This window comes from Pseudomonas shirazensis (genome assembly GCF_050496565.1).
GTDB classification, from domain to species: Bacteria; Pseudomonadota; Gammaproteobacteria; order Pseudomonadales; family Pseudomonadaceae; genus Aquipseudomonas; species Aquipseudomonas shirazensis_A.
Genome location: NZ_JBNWAE010000008.1, coordinates 61,529 through 77,508, shown reverse-complemented (window position 1 = coordinate 77,508; position 15,980 = coordinate 61,529). Strand labels below are relative to the sequence as shown.

The following is a 15,980-nucleotide window of genomic DNA, read 5'->3' as shown; positions in this document are numbered from 1 at the left end:
ACCTGGCCCATCAGCTCTTATCCCCTGCGTTATTCCCAAACCCCACCCACAAAAAAGACGCCCTAAGGCGTCTTCTTCGTTGGAATTTTGGTGGAGCCGGGGGGATTTGAACCCCCGTCCGCCAGTACTCCGCTGTCGGTACTACATGCGTAGCCATCTCAATTAAGTTAATCCGCAGCCGCCCGAGTGGCAGGGTGCTTTGGACGAGTTGGGTAAGTTTTAGTCGCTTTGCCCCCAACGTGCTACACGACGATCCTGTTCTGTATGACAATCACTTCGGGTTTACAGGCATCCCCTAGTGATTGCTGGAGCCGAAGCTACCAGGAGAGCGGGCTCAGCTGCTTACGCAGCGAGAGCGTAACCCTCGTAGTTTTCGTCATTGGCAACTATAGAAAGTTGCAACAGTGGATTTACGAGTTCTGTTACCAACTCGGCATGCACCTAGAGTTTCGCGACCGGCGTCGAATCCTAATCGGCCCCAACTCAGCTCTAGAGCTGAGCGTGCTTTTCAGCACGCAAGGCGGAGTATACGCCTTTATGCGGACGACGTCGACTGCGGGTGCCGTCGTCCGTTTACTGCCCGTGCTTACGAGCCGCTGCCGCCAGCGGAGCCGCTGCCTTTGTCGGTTTTCTCGAGGCGCAGTAGGACTTTGCTACTGATCGCGATGCACTCTTTGGTGTCGCCTTTGGCCTGGGCGGCCTTGGCGTCATCGACGTGCTTGGTAATGGAGTCGTCGAGGGATTCGGACGTGGTGGTGGACGTGGCCATGCTGTCGTTGATCTTCTGCAGGTTGATGGCGCAGAGGTCGTCGGCAGCAAACACTGGCGAGGCCAGCAGTGTGGCAGCCGCGAAGAGAGCGGAAAGCGCAGTACCTTTCATGGGTGTCTCCTTCTGGAAGGCCTCTGGAAGGCGGGCCTGAAAGATGGACTGCGCGGTTTCCGCGAGGGTTCAATGCAAATGCTGGCCTGCTGACATGGTTGTCGTTATTGGATCGCGTCGCGCAGGGCTTTGCCACTTTCGATATCGGTGCCTAAAGCGCGGGCTAGAGCGCTCAGATAACGAGCCGCTTCGAGAGCGACTGGGTCGTCGTTTTTGTCAGCTTGCTGGGTGAGGTGGCGGACCATGCTCAGTAGCGCGGACAGTTCCTGGAAGGCGCGCTCGACGTGCACGCCGGGCTTGATGCGGTAGAGGTCGTGGCAGGTTTCGGTGCCGACGGTTGTCCAGCGGTCGAGGTCGTGGGTCATTGCGGCGCTCCTTCTTCAACGGTGGCGCGGCGCATGACGTGTTCGACCAGGGCGCGGGCGGTTTCGGCGGCGTGGGCGGCGTTGCTGAGCATGTTCAGGCCGGGCTCGCCGGCGCGGTGGCGACAGTGTTCGTCGATGGTTTCGATTACACCGCGCAACAGTTCGCTGGAATGGGCGAGGGCGTCCGGAGTAGGCAGGTCGTTATGAAGCGAAAAGAAGGGATTGTTGAGCATTTTGAAGCGGGGTGGATCGGGCACTATCTTCTTCATGATGTAACTCCTGGATATTTACAGGAGCTACCTCCAGCATCCCTCTCACAGGATAAGGGTGGCAGCCGTGCGCGGGGTGAGAGACCGGGCCCAGGAACACGCCGGCCAGGCAGAAGCCTGCCCACGCACAGCTGCCATAACAGCGCTGCGGGGGTTCCGGACACAGGGCTCTCACACCCAAATCGCCTTACAAAGACGACCCGAGGAAATTAGCCCTGATGGCCAGGATCAACAACAGCGAAACGGCGTCAGCGCCCGTAGGATAATTCCCAAGGACCCCATTCCAGAAGCATTTGGTTTCAGGTTCGGAAATGTCCTACGGAAAACCCGCAACGGGACGCCGCCCAACCCAAATTCAGATCACCCGCGCCCGAGTCACCCGATCCACCAGATAAACCAACCCGTGATAGTCGATTCCGCTGTTGCTCGACAGCCCGATTTCACACGTGCGGCTGGTCGAAATCCCTTCGCTGCAGTACTGCACCGCATCCTTCAAACTGCGCAGCGCATGGCTGTTCAGCTCCGGCGTGGTAAAGCCCTTGTCGCCAGCAAAACCACAGCAATGAATCCCCTCAGGGATCACCACCTGCTTGCTGCAACGCCGCGCCAGGTCAATCAGCGCCTGGCTTTCACCGAGGTGCTGGGTGCTGCAGGTAACGTGTACCGCCACCGGCTCCTCCTGCGGGGTGAACTCCAGCCGGTCGACCAGGAAGGTACGAATGAAGCGCACCGGGTCGTACAGGTCGAGGCGGGTTTCGCCCAGGTCCTGCACCAGGCGCAAGGTGCACGGGCTGGTGTCGCAGTACACCGGGTCGAGGCCTCCGCGGGTGGCCAGCAGCAGGGCGTTGATCAGCTCCTGGCGCTTGTGTTCGGCCTGCTCGGCGTAACCTTTTGACGCAAATGGCTGGCCGCAGCAGAGGCTGTCGGCGTTTTCCGGGAACACCACTTGGTAACCGGCTTTTTCCAGCAGGCGTTGGGTTTTGTCCAGCAGCGAGCTTTGTTCGCGGTCGGCGTAGGCCGGGCCCATCACCCGCGACACGCAGGCGGCGAGGTACACCACGCGGGGGCGGGCGTCGTTGCTGGTCGGGCCGAAGTCGATGGCGCGCAGCGGTTGCGGCATGGCGCTGGTCCACTGCGGCAGGCGGCCGTTGCTGGCTTTGCTCAATGTTGCGCTGAGGCGTGCGAGGCGCGGCGCGCCGAGCAGTTTGCGGGCGCCGTTGGCGGCGGCGAGGGTGAAGCGGGCGCCGCGCAGGGTGGCCTGGAAGTGCTCGGCCAGCCAGTCGGCGGTTTTGCCGTGGTCGGCGGCTTGGCCGCGCAGCTTTTTCACCAGCTCGCCGGTGTTGATGCCGACCGGGCAACGCTGGGCGCACAGGCCGGTGGCGGCGCAGGTGTCGATGCCCTGGTACTGGAAGTCGCGCAGCAGTTGGCGCACTTCTTCGCCGGCGCGCTTTTTCGCCTGGATGTCGCGCCACATGACGATGCGCTGGCGGGGGCTGAGAGTCAGGCCTTTGGACGGGCACACCGGTTCGCAGAAACCGCACTCGATGCACTTGTCGACGATTTCATCGGCGGCGGGCAGCGGTTTGAGGTTTTTCAGGTGGATATCCGGGTCTTCGCTAAGCACCACGTCGGGGTTGAGGATGCCGTTGGGGTCGAGCAGGCGCTTGAGCTGCCACATCAGTTGGTAGGCGTCTTTGCCCCATTCCAGCTCGACGAAGGGCGCCATGTTGCGGCCGGTGCCGTGTTCGGCCTTGAGCGAGCCGCCGAATTCGACGGCGACCAGTTGCGCGACTTCGTCCATAAAGGCTTGGTAGCGGGCGACTTCGGCGGCGTTGTTGAAGCCTTGGGTGAAGACGAAGTGCAGGTTGCCTTCCAGGGCGTGGCCGAAAATGATCGCCTCGGCGTAGCCGTGTTTGTCGAACAGCTGGATCAGTCGGTTGACGCCTTCGGCGAGGACTTCGACGGGGAAGGTGACGTCTTCGATGATGACTGTAGTCCCGGTCTGACGCACGGCGCCGACGGCGGGGAAGGTGTCTTTGCGGATTTTCCACAGCAGGTTGTAGACGGTCGGGTCTTCGCTGAAGTCGACCTTCTGCTCCAGCGGGAACTCGGCAATCGACGCCATGATCAGCCCGAGTTGCTCGTGCAGCAGCGTCTGGCTGGCGGCGCGGGACTCGATCAGGAGGGCGCAGGCGTTGTCCGACAGGGCGCGGACCCACACCGGCATGCCGGGTTTGTCCTGCACGGAGCGCAGGCTGCGGCGGTCGAGCAGTTCGACGGCGGATACAGGCTGGCTCTTGAGCACGGTGACGGCCTTGCAGCAGCTTTCCACCGTGGGGAAGACGATCAGCGCCGAGGCTTTGTGCGGGTGGTCGAGCACGGTGTCGTAGGTCACGGCGCTGATGAAGCCGAGGGTGCCTTCGGAGCCGACCAGCAGGTGCTGGAGAATGTCGAGCGGCTGGTCGTAGTCGATCAGGGCATTGAGCGACAGGCCGGTGGTGTTTTTCAGGCGGTACTTGTGGCGGATTCGCGCAGCCAGTTCAGTATTGGCGCGGGTCTCCTGGCCGAGCCGGGCCAGCTCGCCGAGTAGCGCGCCGTGGCTGTGCTCGAAGGCGGCGACGCTGGCGGGGTCTTCACTGTCGAGGCGGGTGCCGTCGGCCAGCACCAGGCGCAGGCCGGCGAGGGTGTGGTAGGTGTTTTGCGCGGTGCCGCAGCACATGCCGCTGGCGTTGTTGGCGACGATGCCGCCGATCTTGCAGGCGTTGATCGAGGCCGGGTCGGGGCCGATCTTGCGCCCGAATGGGGCGAGCCAGGCGTTGGCCTGGGCGCCGATGACGCCGGGTTGCAGGCGGATCTGCTCGCCCTGGCGGCGGATTTCCTTGCCGTTCCAGCTGTCGCCGAGCACGATCAGCACCGAGTCGCTGAGGGCCTGGCCAGACAGGCTGGTGCCGGCGGCGCGGAAAGTTACCGGCACGCGTTCGCGCTGGGCCAGTTGCAGCAGGCTGACCACTTCGTCTTCCGATTCGACGCGCACTACCAGTTGTGGGATCAGCCGGTAAAAGCTGGCGTCGGTGCCAAAGGCCAGGGTCGAGGTCGGGTCGCTGAAGCGGCGGTTGGCGGGGATCAGGCGCTCGGCATCTCTGAGGAACGCGGCAGGCAGGCTCATGCAATCTCCTCGCGGGGCCGTCGCATCTGTGGCGCAACTTGCCCCGGGCAATCAGGCGGTGTGGGGTAGGGCGCGTCAGGCGCCCAGTTCGCGGACCAGCGAGTCGCGGCTGATTTCGCTGATCGACTTGGCGCCGGTCAGCACCATGGCTACGCGCATTTCTTTTTCGAACAGGGCCAGCAGGTTTTTCACCCCGGCTTCGCCGTGGGTGGCCAGCGCCCAGAGGAAGGCGCGGCCGATCAGCACGCTGTCGGCGCCCAGCGCAATCATGCGCACCACGTCGAGGCCGCTGCGGATGCCGGAGTCGGCGAGGATCTTGATGTCGCCTTTGACCGCATCGGCAATCGCCGGCAGGGCGCGCGCGCTGGAGAGCACGCCGTCGAGCTGGCGGCCGCCGTGGTTGGAGACGACGATGCCGTCGGCGCCGAACTTGACCGCATCGCGGGCATCATCCGGGTCGAGGATGCCTTTGATGATCATCGGGCCGTCCCAGAATTCGCGGATCCACTCAAGGTCCTTCCACGAGATCGACGGGTCGAAGTTGTTGCCCAGCCAGCCTATATAGTCGGCAAGGCCGGTGGGGTTGCCGCGGTAGGTGGAGATGTTGCCCAGGTCGTGCGGGCGGCCCATCACGCCGACGTCCCAGGCCCATTGTGGGTGGGTCATGGCTTGCAGCACGCGGCGCATCGGGCCGTTGGCGCCGCTCATGCCGGAGTGGGCATCGCGGTAGCGTGCGCCGGGGACGGGCATGTCGACGGTGAAGATCAGGGTTTTGACCCCGGCGGCCTTGGCGCGCTCGAGGGCGTTGCGCATGAAGCCGCGGTCTTTCAATACATACAGCTGGAACCACATCGGCCGGTCGATCGCCGGGGCGACTTCTTCGATCGGGCACACCGAGACGGTCGACATGGTGAAGGGGATGCCGTGCGCGGCGGCGGCGCGGGCGGCCTGCACTTCGCCGCGGCGGGCGTACATGCCGGTCAGGCCGACCGGGGCGAGGGCGACCGGCATGCTCAGGGTTTCGCCGAACAGCTGCGTCTGCAGGTTGAGTTCGGACATGTTGTTGAGCACGCGTTGGCGCAGGGCGATGCTGGCCAGGTCGTCGACGTTGCGGCGCAGGGTGTATTCGGCGTAGGCGCCACCGTCGGCGTAGTGGAACAGGAACGGCGGCAGCTTGCGCTGGGCCGCGACGCGGTAATCGGTGGAGGCAGAAATGATCATGGATGCTCGCTGCAAAGGTGGTGAGGGGTGGCTGCCGGGCGCAGTCGAGTGCGCCCGGCCCCTGTCACTTTAGTGGTGAACCAGCATGCCGGTGAGCCAGTAGGCTTGCACCAGAGTGATCACGCCGACGATGGTGGCGAAGAACAGGCTGTGTTTGACAGTGAAGCGGAACAGGTCCGATTCCTTGCCAACCAGGCCGGTCGCGGCGCAGGCCACGGCGATCGATTGGGGCGAGATCATCTTGCCGGTCACGCCGCCGCTGGTGTTGGCGGCTACCAGCAGGGTGTCGCTGACGCCGATCTGGTGCGCGGTGGTGGCTTGCAGTGAGCTGAACAGGGCGTTGGACGAGGTGTCCGAGCCGGTCAGGAACACGCCCAGCCAACCGAGGAACGGCGAGAAGAACGGGAACGCCGCGCCAGTGCCGGCCAGGACCAAGGCCATGGTCGAAGACATGCCCGAGTAGTTGGTGACGAAGGCGAACGCCAGCACCATGCCGATCGACAGGATTGGCCAGCGCAGCTCCCACAGCACTTCTTTGAAAGTGGTAATACCAGTTTTGAAGTTGATCTTCAGGACCCACATCGAGATCAGCGCCGAGAGGAAGATCGCGGTGCCGGTGGCGGAGATCGGGTCGAGCTTGAACACCGCTGGCATGGCGGTTGGAGCTGCGACGATCGGCGCGGTCTTGATCACCAACTGGTCGAGGTGCGGGATGGCGAAGTTGAAGACGAAGTTGTACATCGCGCCGCCGGGGGCGAACGCGGCCTTGAATGGCTTGAGGGTCCAGATCGTTACCAGCACGGTGAGGATCAGGAACGGCGACCAGGCCTTGAAGATTTCACCGAAGCTGTACGGGGTTGGCTGGCTGCCGCTGGACTGCACCACGGCGGCGCCGACGCTGCCTTGGGCTACGGCCATCGAGCGTTTTGGCTGCCAGACTTTGAGGAACAGGGTCAGCGAGATCAGGCTGGCCAGCGCCGAGGTGATGTCGGGCAGTTCTGGGCCAATGTAGTTGGAGGTGAAGTACTGGGTCACGGCGAAGCTCAGGCCGGCGACCAGCGCGGCGGGCCAAGTTTCTTTGACGCCGCGCAGGCCGTCCATCATGAACACCAGCCAGAACGGCACGAACAGCGACAGCAGCGGCAGCTGGCGGCCGGTCATGGCGCCGATGTGGAAGGCGTCGATACCGGTCACCTGGCCGGCGACGATGATCGGGATGCCGAGCGCGCCGAAGGCGACTGGCGCGGTGTTGGCGATCAGGCACAGGCCGGCGGCGTAGAGGGGGTTGAAGCCCAGGCCGACCAGCAGTGCAGCGGTGATTGCCACGGGGGCACCGAAGCCGGCGGCACCTTCAAGGAAGGCGCCGAAGCAGAAGCCGATCAGCAGCACTTGCAGGCGTTGGTCGTCGGTGATCGACAGTACCGAGCTGCGGATGACTTCGAATTGGCCGCTCTTGACCGTGAGTTTGTACAGGAACACCGCGGCAACGATGATCCAGGCGATTGGCCACAGGCCGTAGAGGAAGCCATAACCGGCAGCTGCCAGGGCCATGTCGACCGGCATGTTGAAGGCAAAGATGGCGACCAGGATCGACAGGCCGAGGGTGATGCTGCCGGCCACGTGGCCCTTGAGGCGGAATACGGCCAGGGCGAGGAAGAAGAATACGATCGGGATCACTGCCGCCAGCGCGGACAGGCCAAGACTGCCCAATGGGCTATAGATTTGTTGCCAGGTTTGCATGATGGGTTGGCCCCTAATTGTTGTTGGTCTGCGCTGGCACTGGGTAATTGGTAAGACCAATTTACAATGTCAGGATGCTAGGGTAAAAGCGCAGCTGGGGCTGTGTCAATTTGTCTCGGGTTGTACTTTGGTGGGGTGGCGATGAATGGCTTGGCGTTGGGGGTGTTTTTTTGGGTTTAGGGGTTGCTGAAATTGTGTGGGGCTTGAGAGTGCCGGGGCTGCTTTGCAGCCCTTTCGCGACACAAGGCCGCTCCTACGCAGACCGTGCAATGCCCGGGCGACGCGGCGAGGCTGACATGGCACGGTCCCTGTAGGAGCGGCCTTGTGTCGCGAAAGGGGTGCGCAGCGCCCCCCAGCATTGCTGGCTAACGCCAAAGCTCAGGAGGCGTATGCATGCATTGATACCCTCGACTTTTATTGCACAACTGATACGTGTGAGCGCAGGCTGAATAAGCCAAAATAGGCGGCCTCGCTGTGTGTGCGGGGGTTTGTGGAGAGTAAGTGATGGTTTTTGATCAGGTTCGCCAACGGCGCCTGTCCGACGACATTGTCGAGCGCCTGGAAGGGATGATCCTTGAAGGCACCTTGACCTCGGGTGAGCGCCTGCCGGCCGAGCGCGCCCTGGCCGAGCAGTTCGGCGTGTCGCGGCCATCGCTGCGCGAGGCGATCCAGAAGCTGGTGGCCAAGGGGTTGCTGGTGAGTCGCCAGGGTGGCGGCAATTATGTGGCGGCGTCGCTGGGGGCAACCTTCAGTGACCCACTGCTGCAGCTGCTTGAACACAGCCCGGAGGCGCAGCGGGACTTGCTCGAGTTTCGCCATACGCTGGAGGCGTCGTGTGCGTTCTACGCGGCGCAGCGGGCGACCGAGCCTGACCGTGAGCGGCTCAAGGCGGCGTTTGATGAGCTGCAGGATTGTTATTCACGCAAGGCCGAGGTGAGCCGGGCGGAGGAGGGCGCGGCGGATGCGCGGTTCCATCTGGCGATTGCCGAGGCGAGCCATAACGCGGTGCTGCTGCATACCATTCGTGGGTTGTTTGATTTGCTCAAGCGTAACGTGGTGACCAATATTGGTGGGATGTATCAGCAGCGTAGCGAGACACGGGATATGTTGATTGGGCAGCATCGTGAGCTGTATCAGGCGATTGTTGAGGGTAGGGCGGAGGAGGCCAGGGAGGTTTCTAGCCGGCATATTCTGTATGTGCAGGAGGTGCTTGAGGAGGCGCAGGAGGAGGCGCATCGGGTGGCGCGGGCGGAGCGGCGGAGTGGGCGGTGATGGGGGTTGGCTTGGGATTGCTGGGGCCGCTTTGCGGCCCTTTCGCGACACAAGGCCGCTCCTACGCCGACCGCGTACCCCTGTAGGAGCGGCCTTGTGTCGCGAAAGGGCTGCGCAGCAGCCCCAAAGCAGGCACCACAAATCAGCGAGGAATCAGTCTTCCTTGCCTTTGTTGCGCACAGCCCGCTGCATCTCGCGGTTGGAATCGCGTTCGCGCTCGGTGTCGCGCTTGTCGAATTCCTTCTTGCCCTTGCCCAAGGCGATTTCGCACTTGATCAGGTGCTTGCTCCAGTACACCGACAAGGCCACACAGGTGTAGCCCTTCTGCGCCACGGCAGCGTGTATGCGCTCAAGCTCGCGCTTGTTCAGCAGCAGTTTACGGGTGCGGATCGGGTCAGCGATGACGTGGGTGCTGGCGGCAGTCAGCGGCGCAATGTGGCAACCGAACAGCCAGGCTTCACCGTCCTTGAGCAGCACGTAGCTGTCAGTCAGGTGTGCCTTACCGGCCCGCAGGCTTTTTACTTCCCAGCCGGACAGGACCAGCCCGGCCTCGAACTTGTGTTCGATGAAGTAATCGTGACGCGCTTTCTTGTTCTGCGCGATGGTCCCGGTCGGATGTTTCTTTTGCTTAGCCATAGGGGCCGCATTATAGGCAGTCATGGCGTTGTCGGCTACGGGGTTTTCGGTGCGCTTGAGCCTGCCGGGTGAATCCCGGACAATGGACACACTGTGTAACCCACAGAACCTGTTTTCGGTGAGCTGCGAAGTGCTGCCGCCCAGCCTTGGAATCGATGCCTGGATGACTACCCATATTCAACGCTCTGCCCTGCTGCCGTACCCTGCCCAGGCGCTGTATGACCTGGTCAACGACGTCGCCAGCTACCCAGAATTTCTGCCGTGGTGCTCGGCCTCGACGGTGCTCGAGAGCAGCGAGACGAGCATGCGCGCCAAGCTGGAAGTGGCCAAAGGCGGGCTTAGCCAGCACTTTGTTACGCGCAATGTGCTGGTGCCGGGGCAGTCGATCGAGATGAACCTTGAAGAAGGCCCGTTCAGCCAGTTGCACGGCGTGTGGGTGTTCAAGCCGCTGGGTGAGAAGGCCTGCAAGATCAGCCTCGACCTGTCGTTTGATTATGCCGGGCCGATCGTGCGCGCCACCCTGGGTCCGCTGTTCAACCAGGCCGCGAATACCCTGGTCGATGCCTTCTGCCAGCGGGCCAAGCAGCTCAACGGCTGAAGATTTGGCAAAGCGCAGACACAAAAAAGCCCGAACCTAGGTTCGGGCTTTTTCTTGGAGCCAATCCGCTTACTGCGGATTGGTATCCAGCGGAGCTGGAGTCGGCACCGGTGTAGCTTCGATGGTGTCGATTTCGCGTTGGATCGACTCTTCGGTCGAGCCGCGACGAGCTGGCTTTTCTTCTGGCTGGGTGGGTTGGCCAGGCTGAGCGTCCGGGCTGACGGTAGTATCACCGCTGCCACCGAGGATCTCTTGATCTCGGCTGACGCCAGGCATGAAGTCACCGGACAGACTGACCAGCTGATCACCTTCATTGAAGAAGATGCTCATGCGCTCTTGCTGACGTTTACCGCCACCAGGCTGCAAGCTGTAGAGATAATCCCAACGGTTGGTGTTGAAAGTATCCTGGATCAGCGGGTTGCCCATGATAAACCTTACTTGCCGGCGGGTCATTCCCGGGCGTAATTGGTCTATCATGTCCTGCGTGACGACATTGCCCTGCTGGATGTCGATTTTGTAAACCCCGGGAAACGAGCAACCGGCGAGTGCGAGCAGTCCCACTAGGGTGAGGCTGGTTAGCAAGAGCTTGGACTTTTGCATCGGTGGGCGACTTCCACTATCTTGGCTGGACAACGTAAACCCCGATCATACCCGTATTAAGAGAAGCTGCGAAGCAGCATCGGCGAGAAAGCTGACCATGGTTGAAAATAGCGAACTACGCAAAGCTGGTCTCAAGGTGACACTGCCTCGAGTTAAGATCCTTCAGATGCTCGATTCTACCGAGCAGCGACACATGAGTGCCGAGGATGTCTACAAGGCGCTGATGGAGGCTGGCGAGGACGTCGGTCTGGCCACTGTTTACCGGGTTTTGACCCAGTTCGAAGCAGCGGGCCTGGTGGTTCGTCATAACTTCGACGGCGGCCACGCGGTGTTTGAGCTGGCGGATGGCGGTCACCACGACCATATGGTCAACGTGGAGACCAGTGAAGTCATCGAGTTCTTCGATTCGGAAATCGAAAAGCGCCAGAAAGAGATCGTGGCCGAGCATGGCTATGAGCTCGTGGACCATAATCTGGTTCTGTATGTGCGGAAAAAGCGGTAACGATTTAGCTTGTTGACGGCTGGCGGGGCGATCTTTTTAGGTCGTGCCCGCCAGTTGTATTTTGGGGCTGCTGCGCAGCCCTTTCGCGACACAAGGCCGCTCCTACAGGGGATCGCGTTAACCGAGAGGAGCGCGATCTCTGTAGGAGCGGCCTTGTGTCGCGATAGGGCCGCAAAGCGGCCCCATTCACTTTACTTGCTAGTGACGACCATCTTGCGCGCATGCGCCAGCGATTCTTTGGTCAGGTCAATCCCGCCCAACATCCGCGCCACTTCCTCAACCCGCTCACGCTTGCCGAGACTGGCCACCGCCGTGTGCGTGGTCTCGCTGTCGCGCACCTTGTGCACAAACAGATGATGATGCCCTTGCGCCGCCACCTGCGGCAGGTGGGTCACGGTCAGCACCTGGCCGCGTTCGCCAAGCCGGCGCAGCAGCTGGCCGACAATCTCAGCGGTAGGCCCGCCGATACCAACGTCCACTTCGTCGAACACCAAGGTCGGAATCCGCGAGGTCTGCGCAGTGATCACCTGAATCGCCAGGCTGATCCGCGACAGCTCACCACCCGAGGCCACCTTGGCCAAACCTTTAAGCGGCTGCCCAGGGTTGGCACTGACCAGCAGTTCGATCTGCTCCAGGCCATGCGGTGAAGGCTCGGCACTTTCAAACGGGTTCAGCTCGATACAGAAGCGCCCACCCGGCATACCTAGGCGCTGCACTTCCTGCTCGACCGCCGTGGCCAGTTGCGCAGCTGCCTGTTTGCGCAGGGCGCTGAGTTCCTGAGCCTTGGTTTGATAGTGCTGGGCATACGCGGCCAGCTCTTCACCCAGGCGCTCAAGTGACTCGTCACTGGCGTTGAGGCCTTCGAGCTCTTCCATCAAGCGCTGTTGCAGGTGCGGCAGTTCGGTCGGGTGCACGCGGTGTTTGCGCGCCAAGGTATAAATAGTGTCGAGGCGCTCTTCCAGCGCTTGCAGGCGCATCGGGTCGGCGTCGAAGTTGTCGAGGAAGCGATTGAGCTCGCCAACCGCTTCTTCTACCTGGATCTGCGCGCTGGCAATCATGGTCGCCGCTTCATCCAGCGCCTTCGGCCCGCCGGTCACTGCGCTGAGGCGGTTGAGGCTGACGGTCAGGGCATTGAGCACATTGCCCGAGTCGCTCTCGCTGCATTGATCGATGACCTGGCGGCAGATGCCGAACAGGGCTTCGGCGTTGGTCAGGCTTTTATGTTCCTGCTCCAGCTGCTCCAGCTCGTTTTCGCCGAGGGCGAGGTTGTCCAGCTCTTCCAGCTGATAGCTCAGCAGCTGTTGCCGGGCGCGTTGTTCATCCCCGGAGTTGGACAGCCGCTCCAGCTCCTGGCGGGTCTGCCGCCAGCGCTGCGCCGCCAGCTGCACCTGGCGCGAGAGGTCGCTGGCACCGGCGTATTCGTCGACCAGGCGGCGGTGGGTGTCGGTTTTCAGCAGCGACTGGTGCTCATGCTGGCTGTGGATGTCGATCAACAGCTCGCCGAGGGCCTTGAGGTCGCCGAGCGGGCAGGGCGTACCATTTATATAGCCACGGCTGCGGCCTTCGGCGGTGATCACCCGGCGCAGGATGCACAGGCCTTCGCCATCGAGGTCGCGTTCTTTCAGCCAGACGCTGGCCTCGGGAATATCGACCAGGTCGAAGGTGGCGAGGATGTCGGCCTTGTCGGCGCCGGGGCGGACCACGCCGCTGTCGGCGCGATCGCCAAGGGCCAGGCCGAGGGCGTCGAGCATGATCGATTTGCCCGCGCCGGTTTCACCGGTAATCACACTCATGCCGCGAGACAGCTCGAGGTCCAGGTGTTCGACGATGGCGTAGTTGTGGATAGACAGGTGCACCAGCATGAGGGCGGCTCCCGAAAGGTCAGGTCTGGATATTTATACAGTGCTTTTTGCCTGCCTGACAATATCCGTTGGTAGATTGCTTTCGCGCCGATGGAAAACCACCTCAGCCCTTGAAGCTGATTTTTCCGACCCCATATAGCCGTCAACGGAGCGAGCAAGGCTCGCACAACAGAAATTGCGGAGGAGATACCCAATGGCTGACGAACAGCTGGACGAAAACACCCCAAACACCGAAGAAACAGGTTCTGAGGATCTCGGTACCCGTGTTCAGGTGCTCGAGGAGCAGCTGGCCGCAGCCAAGGACCAATCCCTGCGCGCCGTTGCCGACCTGCAGAACGTGCGTCGTCGTGCCGAACAGGATGTCGAGAAAGCGCACAAGTTCGCTCTGGAGAAGTTTGCCAGCGATCTGCTGCCGGTGATCGACAGCCTCGAGCGCGGCCTGGAGCTGTCCAGCGCCGACGACGAAACCATCAAGCCAATGCGCGATGGTATCGAGCTGACCCTGAAGATGTTCAGCGACACCCTCAAGCGCTACAACCTCGAAGCCATTGACCCGCACGGTGAACCGTTCAACGCCGAACATCACCAGGCGATGGCCATGCAAGAGAGCGCCGATGTCGAGCCGAACAGCGTGCTCAAGGTGTTCCAGAAGGGCTACATGCTCAACGGCCGTCTGCTGCGCCCCGCCATGGTGGTGGTCAGCAAGGCGCCTGCGGCAGCGCAACCTTCGATCAACGAACAGGCTTGAAATCTGTTTGGGTGACCCCATCTTAGTGTCAAGCATTCAAGTATTACCGCAGTTGGCCAATGTAGCCGCTGCCAGCTAATTCAGTTTCGGGAGAGTTAACATGGGCAAAATCATCGGTATCGACCTGGGGACCACCAACTCGTGCGTCTCCATCCTGGAAAACGGTAACGTCAAGGTTATCGAAAACGCCGAAGGCGCGCGTACTACCCCTTCGATCATCGCTTACGCCAACGACGGCGAAATCCTCGTCGGTCAGTCGGCCAAGCGCCAGGCAGTCACCAACCCGCACAACACCCTGTACGCGGTAAAGCGTCTGATCGGTCGCCGCTTCGACGAAGAAGTCGTGCAGAAAGACATTCAGATGGTCCCGTACAAGATCGTCAAGGCTGACAACAACGACGCCTGGGTTGAAGTAAACGGCCAGAAAATGGCACCGCCACAAATCTCGGCTGAAATCTTGAAAAAGATGAAGAAAACCGCCGAAGACTACCTGGGCGAGCCAGTGACCGAAGCGGTCATCACCGTGCCGGCCTACTTCAACGACAGCCAGCGTCAGGCCACCAAAGACGCCGGCCGCATCGCCGGTCTGGACGTAAAACGTATCATCAACGAACCAACCGCAGCTGCGCTGGCTTACGGTATGGACAAGGCCAAGGGCGATCACACCGTGATCGTTTATGACCTGGGCGGCGGTACCTTCGACGTTTCGGTTATCGAAATTGCCGAAGTCGACGGCGAGCACCAGTTCGAAGTACTGGCCACCAACGGTGATACCTTCCTCGGTGGTGAAGACTTCGACATTCGCTTGATCGACTACCTCGTCGACGAGTTCAAGAAAGAAAGCGGCATGAACCTCAAAGGTGACCCGCTGGCGATGCAGCGCCTGAAAGAAGCCGCTGAAAAAGCCAAGATCGAGCTGTCTTCGGCGCAGTCGACCGACGTCAACCTGCCGTACATCACTGCAGATGCGACCGGTCCTAAGCACCTGAACGTGAAGATCTCGCGTGCCAAGCTCGAAGCGCTGGTTGAAGACTTGGTGCAGCGCACCATCGAGCCTTGCCGCATCGCCATGAAAGACGCAGGCCTGGACGTTGGCGCGATCAACGACGTGATCCTGGTCGGCGGCCAGACCCGTATGCCGCTGGTACAGAAGCTGGTTACCGATTTCTTCGGTAAAGAAGCACGTAAAGACGTCAACCCGGACGAAGCCGTTGCCATGGGCGCTGCTATCCAGGGTGCGGTACTGGCCGGCGACGTTAAAGACGTACTGCTGCTGGACGTCAGCCCGCTGACCCTGGGTATCGAAACCATGGGCGGCGTGATGACTGCGCTGATCGAGAAGAACACCACCATCCCGACCAAAAAGTCGCAGGTGTTCTCGACTGCCGACGACAACCAGAACGCCGTGACCATTCACGTGCTGCAAGGTGAGCGTAAGCAGGCTGGTCAGAACAAGTCGCTGGGCAAATTCGACCTGGCCGACATTCCACCAGCACCACGTGGCGTGCCGCAGATCGAAGTAACCTTCGACATCGACGCCAACGGCATCCTGCACGTCGGCGCGAAAGACAAGGCTACCGGCAAGACTCAGTCGATCGTGATCAAGGCCAACTCCGGTCTGTCCGACGAAGAGATCGAGCGCATGGTGCGTGACGCCGAGGCCAACGCCGAGGAAGACCGCAAGTTCGAAGAGCTGGCCGCTGCCCGTAACCAGGGTGACGCGCTGGTCCACTCGACGCGCAAAATGGTCGCCGATGCCGGTGACAAAGTGACCGCGGAAGAAAAAACCGCGATCGAAGCTGCTGTGGTTGCTCTGGAAGCCGCTGTCAAAGGCGACGACAAAGCTGCCATCGACGCCAAGGTCGAAGAGCTGTCCAAGGTCTCTGCTCCAGTTGCCCAGAAGATGTACGCCGAGCAGTCGGCTGAACAGCCTCAGGGCGGCGCGCAGCAGCAAGCCGAGCCGGAAGCCAAGCACGATGACGTGGTTGACGCCGAGTTCGAAGAAGTGAAAGACAACAACAAGCAGTAATCCCTGCTAGTTGTCGGCCAGCTCAGCGCCGCTTGGTGTTGAGCTGGTAGGATGTCGCCGCGCGGGGGCTTGCTCCCGCGTTGGTGTGTCTG

At 61.6% G+C, this 15,980-nt stretch carries 14 protein-coding genes and 1 other RNA gene; 5 read left to right on the top strand and 10 right to left on the bottom strand.

Translation table 11 applies throughout. The annotated features are described in order from the left end of the window. Positions 1-88 precede the first annotated feature (88 nt). From ssrA to ACQZ2L_RS13430, 7 genes are all read right to left on the bottom strand, one after another. Positions 89-480: a transfer-messenger RNA gene (gene ssrA / locus ACQZ2L_RS13460) on the bottom strand. A gap of 106 nt (positions 481-586) precedes the next feature. After that, positions 587-880 carry a hypothetical protein gene (locus ACQZ2L_RS13455; protein ID WP_430326556.1) on the bottom strand — a complete coding sequence of 98 codons (294 nt, stop codon included), beginning with the start codon at positions 878-880 and terminating at the stop codon, positions 587-589. Between the two features lie 104 nt (positions 881-984). Next, positions 985-1,245 (bottom strand): DUF3077 domain-containing protein, encoded by a 261-nt coding sequence (locus ACQZ2L_RS13450; protein ID WP_430326554.1) that lies wholly within the window; start codon positions 1,243-1,245, stop codon positions 985-987. Next, complete coding sequence (locus ACQZ2L_RS13445) at positions 1,242-1,514, bottom strand: hypothetical protein (RefSeq protein ID WP_430326552.1); 273 nt, start codon at positions 1,512-1,514, stop codon at positions 1,242-1,244. The genes ACQZ2L_RS13450 and ACQZ2L_RS13445 overlap by 4 nt, the downstream gene beginning before the upstream one ends. A 355-nt stretch (positions 1,515-1,869) precedes the next feature. Next, a complete protein-coding gene (locus ACQZ2L_RS13440) occupies positions 1,870-4,680 on the bottom strand; it encodes an FAD-binding and (Fe-S)-binding domain-containing protein (RefSeq protein ID WP_430326550.1) in 2,811 nt (936 codons plus the stop codon). Between the two features lie 75 nt (positions 4,681-4,755). Continuing rightward, positions 4,756-5,901 carry an FMN-dependent L-lactate dehydrogenase LldD gene (gene lldD / locus ACQZ2L_RS13435; RefSeq protein WP_101322177.1) on the bottom strand — a complete coding sequence of 382 codons (1,146 nt, stop codon included), beginning with the start codon at positions 5,899-5,901 and terminating at the stop codon, positions 4,756-4,758. A gap of 69 nt (positions 5,902-5,970) precedes the next feature. Then, entirely contained in the window at positions 5,971-7,641 is a 1,671-nt protein-coding gene (locus ACQZ2L_RS13430) for a lactate permease LctP family transporter (protein ID WP_150571223.1), read from the bottom strand. A gap of 504 nt (positions 7,642-8,145) precedes the next feature. Between ACQZ2L_RS13430 and ACQZ2L_RS13425 the strand changes: the two genes are divergently transcribed. Beyond that, complete coding sequence (locus ACQZ2L_RS13425; protein WP_101322175.1) at positions 8,146-8,913, top strand: FCD domain-containing protein; 768 nt, start codon at positions 8,146-8,148, stop codon at positions 8,911-8,913. A gap of 153 nt (positions 8,914-9,066) precedes the next feature. On the opposite strand, the gene smpB is transcribed toward ACQZ2L_RS13425, so the two are convergent. After that, complete coding sequence (gene smpB / locus ACQZ2L_RS13420) at positions 9,067-9,549, bottom strand: SsrA-binding protein SmpB (protein ID WP_314877900.1); 483 nt, start codon at positions 9,547-9,549, stop codon at positions 9,067-9,069. Between the two features lie 163 nt (positions 9,550-9,712). Between smpB and ACQZ2L_RS13415 the strand changes: the two genes are divergently transcribed. Beyond that, positions 9,713-10,147: a type II toxin-antitoxin system RatA family toxin gene (locus ACQZ2L_RS13415; RefSeq protein WP_430326698.1), complete on the top strand. Its 435-nt coding sequence runs from the start codon at positions 9,713-9,715 to the stop codon at positions 10,145-10,147. A gap of 69 nt (positions 10,148-10,216) precedes the next feature. On the opposite strand, the gene ACQZ2L_RS13410 is transcribed toward ACQZ2L_RS13415, so the two are convergent. Beyond that, positions 10,217-10,747: an outer membrane protein assembly factor BamE gene (locus ACQZ2L_RS13410; RefSeq protein ID WP_101322173.1), complete on the bottom strand. Its 531-nt coding sequence runs from the start codon at positions 10,745-10,747 to the stop codon at positions 10,217-10,219. A gap of 97 nt (positions 10,748-10,844) precedes the next feature. Between ACQZ2L_RS13410 and fur the strand changes: the two genes are divergently transcribed. Continuing rightward, positions 10,845-11,249, top strand: a complete 405-nt coding sequence (fur, locus tag ACQZ2L_RS13405; RefSeq protein ID WP_103438612.1) for a ferric iron uptake transcriptional regulator — start codon at positions 10,845-10,847, stop codon at positions 11,247-11,249. Positions 11,250-11,440: 191 nt separating this feature from the next. On the opposite strand, the gene recN is transcribed toward fur, so the two are convergent. After that, positions 11,441-13,111, bottom strand: a complete 1,671-nt coding sequence (gene recN, locus ACQZ2L_RS13400) for a DNA repair protein RecN (protein WP_181108665.1) — start codon at positions 13,109-13,111, stop codon at positions 11,441-11,443. Between the two features lie 193 nt (positions 13,112-13,304). On the opposite strand from recN, the gene grpE reads away from it, so the two are divergent. Beyond that, positions 13,305-13,859, top strand: a complete 555-nt coding sequence (gene grpE / locus ACQZ2L_RS13395) for a nucleotide exchange factor GrpE (RefSeq protein WP_430326545.1) — start codon at positions 13,305-13,307, stop codon at positions 13,857-13,859. Positions 13,860-13,959: 100 nt separating this feature from the next. Further along, on the top strand, positions 13,960-15,888 hold the full coding sequence (dnaK, locus tag ACQZ2L_RS13390) for a molecular chaperone DnaK (protein WP_430326543.1): 1,929 nt from the start codon (positions 13,960-13,962) through the stop codon (positions 15,886-15,888). Positions 15,889-15,980: the final 92 nt, after the last annotated feature.

Excerpts from the sequence above, each read along its gene's own strand:
- ACQZ2L_RS13455 (WP_430326556.1), bottom strand. The coding sequence starts at position 880 with ATGAAAGGTACTGCGCTTTCCGCTCTCTTCGCGGCTGCCACACTGCTG.
- ACQZ2L_RS13450 (WP_430326554.1), bottom strand. The coding sequence starts at position 1,245 with ATGACCCACGACCTCGACCGCTGGACAACCGTCGGCACCGAAACCTGC.
- ACQZ2L_RS13445 (WP_430326552.1), bottom strand. The coding sequence starts at position 1,514 with ATGAAGAAGATAGTGCCCGATCCACCCCGCTTCAAAATGCTCAACAAT.
- ACQZ2L_RS13440 (WP_430326550.1), bottom strand. The coding sequence starts at position 4,680 with ATGAGCCTGCCTGCCGCGTTCCTCAGAGATGCCGAGCGCCTGATCCCC.
- lldD (WP_101322177.1), bottom strand. The coding sequence starts at position 5,901 with ATGATCATTTCTGCCTCCACCGATTACCGCGTCGCGGCCCAGCGCAAG.
- ACQZ2L_RS13430 (WP_150571223.1), bottom strand. The coding sequence starts at position 7,641 with ATGCAAACCTGGCAACAAATCTATAGCCCATTGGGCAGTCTTGGCCTG.
- ACQZ2L_RS13425 (WP_101322175.1), top strand. The coding sequence starts at position 8,146 with ATGGTTTTTGATCAGGTTCGCCAACGGCGCCTGTCCGACGACATTGTC.
- smpB (WP_314877900.1), bottom strand. The coding sequence starts at position 9,549 with ATGGCTAAGCAAAAGAAACATCCGACCGGGACCATCGCGCAGAACAAG.
- ACQZ2L_RS13415 (WP_430326698.1), top strand. The coding sequence starts at position 9,713 with ATGACTACCCATATTCAACGCTCTGCCCTGCTGCCGTACCCTGCCCAG.
- ACQZ2L_RS13410 (WP_101322173.1), bottom strand. The coding sequence starts at position 10,747 with ATGCAAAAGTCCAAGCTCTTGCTAACCAGCCTCACCCTAGTGGGACTG.
- fur (WP_103438612.1), top strand. The coding sequence starts at position 10,845 with ATGGTTGAAAATAGCGAACTACGCAAAGCTGGTCTCAAGGTGACACTG.
- recN (WP_181108665.1), bottom strand. The coding sequence starts at position 13,111 with ATGCTGGTGCACCTGTCTATCCACAACTACGCCATCGTCGAACACCTG.
- grpE (WP_430326545.1), top strand. The coding sequence starts at position 13,305 with ATGGCTGACGAACAGCTGGACGAAAACACCCCAAACACCGAAGAAACA.
- dnaK (WP_430326543.1), top strand. The coding sequence starts at position 13,960 with ATGGGCAAAATCATCGGTATCGACCTGGGGACCACCAACTCGTGCGTC.